General features: G+C 66.7%; 1 protein-coding gene. It reads right to left on the bottom strand.

All coding sequences use genetic code 11. The annotated features are described in order from the left end of the window. A partial coding sequence (locus tag EOD29_RS31415; RefSeq protein ID WP_164763929.1) for a sulfatase-like hydrolase/transferase occupies positions 1 to 279 on the bottom strand: 279 nt, incomplete at both ends.

The raw sequence follows: 279 nt of genomic DNA, 5'->3' as shown, positions 1-279 counted from the left end.
CGGCAACACGCCTTCATAGGTGGTCAGATGCGGGTCAGCCGTATCCATGCCGCGTGGATCGGGCGCCGTGTCGGTATAACCGAACAGCGTCGGGTCGTATCCCGCCCGCCGGGCCGCCAGCGCCAGATTGTCGAAGCGAGCGTCGAGCGGCGAACCATTGCGGCAGACCCGATGGTTCATCTGATAAAGGCCGGTATAGACCGTGGCCCGGGCCGGCGAGCAGGGGGCTGCCCCGGCATAATGCTGCCGGAAGAGCGTGCCTTCGCGCGCCAGTGCATC

The organism is Mesorhizobium sp. M1A.T.Ca.IN.004.03.1.1 (assembly GCF_003997555.1).
GTDB lineage: Bacteria > Pseudomonadota > Alphaproteobacteria > Rhizobiales > Rhizobiaceae > Mesorhizobium.
The sequence above is the reverse complement of the archived record's forward strand: the minus strand, read 5'-3'. Positions and strand labels throughout refer to the sequence as shown.